General features: G+C 70.5%; 1 protein-coding gene. It reads right to left on the bottom strand.

Annotation, left to right across the window (positions count from 1 at the left end; translation table 11 throughout):
• Positions 1-5,748, bottom strand: a 5,748-nt coding sequence (locus P2L57_RS39610; RefSeq protein WP_275823419.1) for a type I polyketide synthase, incomplete at both ends; no start/stop codon positions are given.

Raw genomic sequence — 5,748 nt, 5'->3', positions numbered from 1 at the left:
ACGCACCATCCTGATTCACCGCACTCGACCGCACCACCGCCAACACCCGACGCCCATTGCGACGAGCATCCGACAACCGCTCCACCACCACCACACCGACGCCCTCGGACCAACCGGTGCCATCCGCCGCCTCCGCGAACGCCTTCACCCGACCGTCGGCGGCCAGGCCGCCCTGCCGGCTGAACTCGATGAAGCCGCCGGGAGTGGCCATGACCGCCACCCCGCCGACCAGGGCGAGGGAGCACTCCCCCGACCGCAGTGCCTGACCGGCCCAGTGCATCGCCACCAGCGACGACGAGCACGCCGTGTCGACACTCACCGCGGGACCCTGCAGGCCGAGGGTGTACGCCACCCGGCCCGACAACACGCTCAGCAAACCGCCGGTCAGCAGGTGCCCCTGGGCTTCCGGCGTCGCACTGACGATCTCGCTGTAACCCGACGACGCGGCACCAATGAACACACCCGTGGCGGTGCCGGCCAGCGCGGCCGGGTCGATGCCGGCGTGCTCCAGTGCCTCCCAGGACGCCTCCAGCACCAGCCGTTGCTGCGGGTCCGTCGCCAGCGCTTCGCGCGGGGATATCCCGAAGAAGCCCGCGTCAAAACCGCCGGCGTCCTCGAGGAAACCGCCTTCCCGGGTCACCGAGGTGCCCGGGCGCACGCCATCCGGGTCGTACAGGGCCTGGACGTCCCAGCCACGGTCGCCGGGGAAGTCGGACATCACGTCGACGCCCTCGGTGACGATGCGCCAGAGGTCGTCCGGGCCGCTCACTCCGCCGGGGAAACGACAGGCCATGCCGACGATCACCATAGGATCGTCGGCACCGCTGGAGACCAGCTCCGGCAGCAGATCCGCGGCTTCGTCCGGCACGTCGCCGAAGCGTTCGGCCAGATACCCGGCAATACGACCGGCGTTGGGATAGTCGAACACGAGCGTCGTCGGCAGGCTCAGCCCGGTGACGGTCTGCAGCCGGTTCCGGTACTCCACCGCGGTCACCGAGTCGAAGCCCAGCTCCTTGAACGCCTGGGCGGCGTCGACCTGGTCGCCCGAGTCGTACCCGAGCACGACGGCGGCATGGTCCCGGGCCGCCTTGAGCAGGTGGTCGTAGCGTTGTTGCGCGGGCATGGCCCGCAGGTGGTCGCCCGCGCCCGGCTCGACCGGCTCGGTGGCGACGGCTGCCTCCGGCAGCAACGAGAACAGTCGGCTGGGCCGGGCGATATTGAACGCCGGTACGAAGCGCGTCCAGTCCATGTCCGTGACCGTGATCGTGGTCTCGCCGTCGCTGAGCACGCGGTGCAGCGCCGCGACCGCCAGCTCCGGTTGCATCGCGTGCACGCCGAGCCGCCGCAGGTACTGGGCGTAGTCGGTGTCCGCCGACATCATTCCCGGGGAGTCCCAGGCGCCCCAGGCCACCGACGTCGCCAGCCGGCCCTGCGCCCGACGGTGTCCCGCCAGCGCGTCGAGGCAGGCGTTCGCCGCGGCGTAGCTGCCCTGGCCCGCGCTGCCCCAGGCCGCCGCGCCCGACGAGAACAGGACGAACGCGTCCAGGTCCAGGTCACGAGTGAGCTCGTCGAGCAGCAGCGCGCCGGTGACCTTGACCCGCAGCTGTGCCTGCAGTGCCGCCGTCGTGAGAGTTTCCACGGGGCCGGCCTCGTCGACCACGCCGGCCGCGTGCACGACGCTGCGCAGGGGCACGTCGGCCGGGATCGCGGCGATCAGTTCCGCGACGGTCTCCCGGTCACCCACATCCCCCGCGAGGATACTCACCCGGGCACCCGACGATTCGAGTTCGGCGCGCAGCTCCTGCGCACCGTCAGCGGCCGGGCCGCGGCGGCTCATCAGCACGAGGTGCTCGGCGCCGGCCTGGACCAGCCAGCGCGCCACGTGGGCGCCGACCCCGCCCGTACCGCCGGTGACGATCGCCGTGCCACTGGTCCGCCAGGAGGCCGGCAGCGTGGACACCGCGGCGTGCACCAGGCGCCTGGCGAACAGCCCGGCCGACCGGACGGCGAGCTGGTCCTCGCCGTGCCCGCCCGCGACCACGGCGCGGAACCGTTGCCGGGCCGCGTCGTCGAGCACCTCCGGCAGGTCCACGATGCCGGCCCACCGTTCAGGGAGCTCCAGGGCGGCGACTCGGCCGAGACCCCAAGTGGCGCCCGGCCAGACCCCGCTGACGTGATCCTGCTGCTGAGCGGCGACCGCACCGCGGGTGACCGCCCAGACCGGCACTTGCAGGCCCTGCAGTAGCCGGACGGTGGACAACAGGCCTTCGACATCGTCCCGGACTGCCAGCAACGACACCACACCGGCACAGCCGGGGCTCAACGCCGGGGCCGAGCCGTGATCCTCGATCAGCTCACCACCGATGGCATCGGCCACCGCCGTCATCCACAGGTCGGCACTGTGTCCCTCAGGCACGATCACCGCCCACCGCGCGGACGGCGAGTCGAGGAGCTGCCCGGTAGCGGACACGGGCGCCCAGGTCTCCCGGTAGCGCCAGCCGTCGGCCTGCGACTCGGACTGCCGCTGGTTCCGCCACCGCAGCATGGCCGGCACCACATCCGACAGCGCGGTGCTGTCCACGCCCAGCGAGCGAGCAAGGGCGGAGACGTCGGCGTTCTGCATCGACTCCCAGAACTGCGCGTCCACCGGATCGCGAAGCGCCACGTCGCCAGTCGTCAAGGACGGCTGCGGCCAGTAACGGCGGCGTTGGAACGCATACGTCGGCAGGTCCACCCGCCGCGGCCGACACCCCGCGAACAACGCATCCCACGCGACCGGGACACCCCGCACGAACAGCTCCGCAGCCGACAGCAAGAACCGCTCCAAACCACCCTCACCACGGCGCAGCGTCCCCGCCACCACCACATCCTCACCAAGGGTGTCCTGCACCGCCATCGTCAACACCGGATGCGCACTCACCTCAACAAACACCGTAAACCCATCCGCCGCCAACGCCCGCGTAGCCCGCTCGAACTCCACCGTCTGCCGCAGATTCCGAAACCAATACCCCCCATCCAAACCCGCGGTATCCATCCGCGAACCCGACACCGACGAATACATCGGCACCACCGACGACACCGGAGCCAGCCCAGCCAACTCCTCAAGCAACTCGCCCTCAACCAACGACACCGACTCCGAATGCGACGCGTAATCCACCGGCACCCGACGCGCCCGCACCCCCAACCCCTCACACTCCGCCAGAAAACCCTCCAACGCCCCCACCGGGCCCGCCACCACCACCGAACCAGGACCATTGACCACCGCCACCGACAAGCCACCCCGCAGCATCCGCCGCACCCGCCCCACCGGCAACGACACCGCAACCATCCCGCCACGCCCCGCCAACACCCGCGCAACCGCCCGACTGCGCAACGCCACCACCCGCGCACCATCCGACAACGACAACCCACCAGCCACACACGCCGCCGCGATCTCACCCTGCGAATGCCCCACCACCGCAGCCGGCACCACACCCAACGACTCCCACACCCGCGCCAACGACACCATCACCGCCCACAACACCGGCTGCACCACATCCACACGACCAAGCACGACCTGATCGTCAAGAACCTCAAGCAACGACCAATCCACAAACGGCGCCAACGCCTGCGCACACTCAGCCATCGACTCCCGAAACACCACCGACGACCCCAACAAACCCGCCGCCATCCCCACCCACTGCGCACCCTGCCCCGGGAACACAAACACCACCCGACCACCGGCAGCCACCGAACCCCGCACCACACTCCCAGCCAGCCCCCCACCAGCCAACGCAGCCAGACCCGCCAGCAGTTCGTCGCGGTCTTCCCCGACCACCACCGCACGATGCTCGAACAACGACCGCGACAGCAACGCCGCACCCACATCCACCGGCTCCAACGACCCCACCACCGGCACCAACCGAGCCGCCTGCTCCGCCACCACCGACACCGACCGGCCCGACACCACCCACGCCAACGGGAACGGAGCAGCGCCGGATTCCGAACCGGCCCCAGGGTCACCATCGGGCTCGGCGGCGTCGAGCTCGGCGGGAGCCTCCAGGATCACGTGCGCGTTGGTGCCCGAGATGCCGAACGAGGAGACGCCCGCCCGGCGAGGACGCCCGGTCTGCGGCCACGCCACCGACTCCGTCAGCAGCCGCACCCGACCCTGACCCCAGTCAACATGCGTGCTCGGCTCATCCACATGCAACGTGCGCGGCAACACACCATGCCGCATCGCCAGCACCATCTTGATCACACCCGCAACACCCGCAGCCGCCTGCGTATGCCCGATGTTCGACTTCACCGACCCCAGCCACAACGGCCGATCCTCCGACCGCCCCTGACCATACGTCGCCAACACCGCCTGCGCCTCGATCGGATCACCCAGCGCCGTACCCGTACCGTGCGCCTCCACCACGTCCACATCAGCGGACCTCAGTCCCGCGACCGCCAGCGCCTGCCGAATCACCCGCTGCTGCGACGGCCCATTCGGCGCCGTCAACCCATTCGACGCACCATCCTGATTCACCGCACTCGACCGCACCACCGCCAACACCCGACGCCCATTGCGACGAGCATCCGACAACCGCTCCACCACCACCACACCGACGCCCTCGGACCAACCGGTGCCATCCGCAGCCTCCGCGAACGCCTTGCACCGCCCATCAGCGGCCAGCCCGCCCTGCTGGGAGAAGCTGATGAAAGTGTTCGGGGTCGCCATCATGGTCACCCCGCCGACCAGCGCGAGGGAGCACTCCCCCGCCCGCAGGGCCTGGCCCGCCCAGTGCAGAGCCACCAGCGAAGACGAGCACGCCGTGTCCACCGTCACCGCCGGGCCCTCCAACCCGAGCGTGTACGCCACCCGGCCGGACAGCACGCTCTGGGCGTTCCCGGTCAGCATCTGGGGTTCGGCTTCGTCGAGGGCCTGGCCGATGACCTCGCTGTAGCCGGACTGGTAGCTGCCGACGAAGACTCCGGTGGGACTGCCGGCCAGTTCCTCGGGGTCGATGCCCGCGTGTTCCAGCGCCTCCCAGGACGTCTCCAGCAGCAACCGCTGCTGCGGATCGGTCGCCAGCGCCTCACGGGGCGAGATGCCGAAGAAGCCCGCGTCGAAGTCGAGCGCGCCGTCGAGGAAGCCGCCCTCGCGGGTGACGGAGGTGCCCGAACCGTCGCCCGTCGGGTCGTGGAGTTTCTCCAGGTCCCAGCCGCGGTCGACCGGGAAGGCCGACATGCCGTCCGCACCGTTGGCGATCAGCTGCCAGAAGTCGTCGATGTCCCGGACCCCGCCCGGGAAGCGGCAGGCCATGCCGACGATCACGAGCGCGTCGTCGTTCACGGAGACGAGCGGCGGGAGCAGATCCACCGCGTCGCCCGGGACGTCGCCGAATTGCTCGGCGAGGTGGGTGGCGAGGCGTTTGGGGTTCGGGTAGTCGAAGACGAGGGTGGCCGGGGCGGTGAGTCCGGTAGCGCTCTGCAACCGGTTGCGCAGTTCGATGGCGCTGAGCGAGTCGAAGCCGAGTTCCCGAAACGCCTGTGTGGTGTCGATCTGCTCCCGGGAGGTATAGCCGAGCACCGCCGCGACATGATCGCGGACCAGGGCCAGCAGCGCTTCCTCGCGTTCCGCCCGGTTGAGGCCCGCCAGGCGACGTGCGAGGTCGTCGGGGGTGTGCTGGTGGTCGCCTGCGGTGCGGCGGGTGGGTTGGCCGGCCAGGGTGCGCCACAGCGGGGGCAGGTCCGGCCGGGTGCGCAGGGCGGCCAGGTCCA

Source organism: Streptantibioticus ferralitis, assembly GCF_029223525.1.
GTDB classification, from domain to species: Bacteria; Actinomycetota; Actinomycetes; order Streptomycetales; family Streptomycetaceae; genus Streptantibioticus_A; species Streptantibioticus_A ferralitis.
The sequence above is the reverse complement of the archived record's forward strand: the minus strand, read 5'-3'. Positions and strand labels throughout refer to the sequence as shown.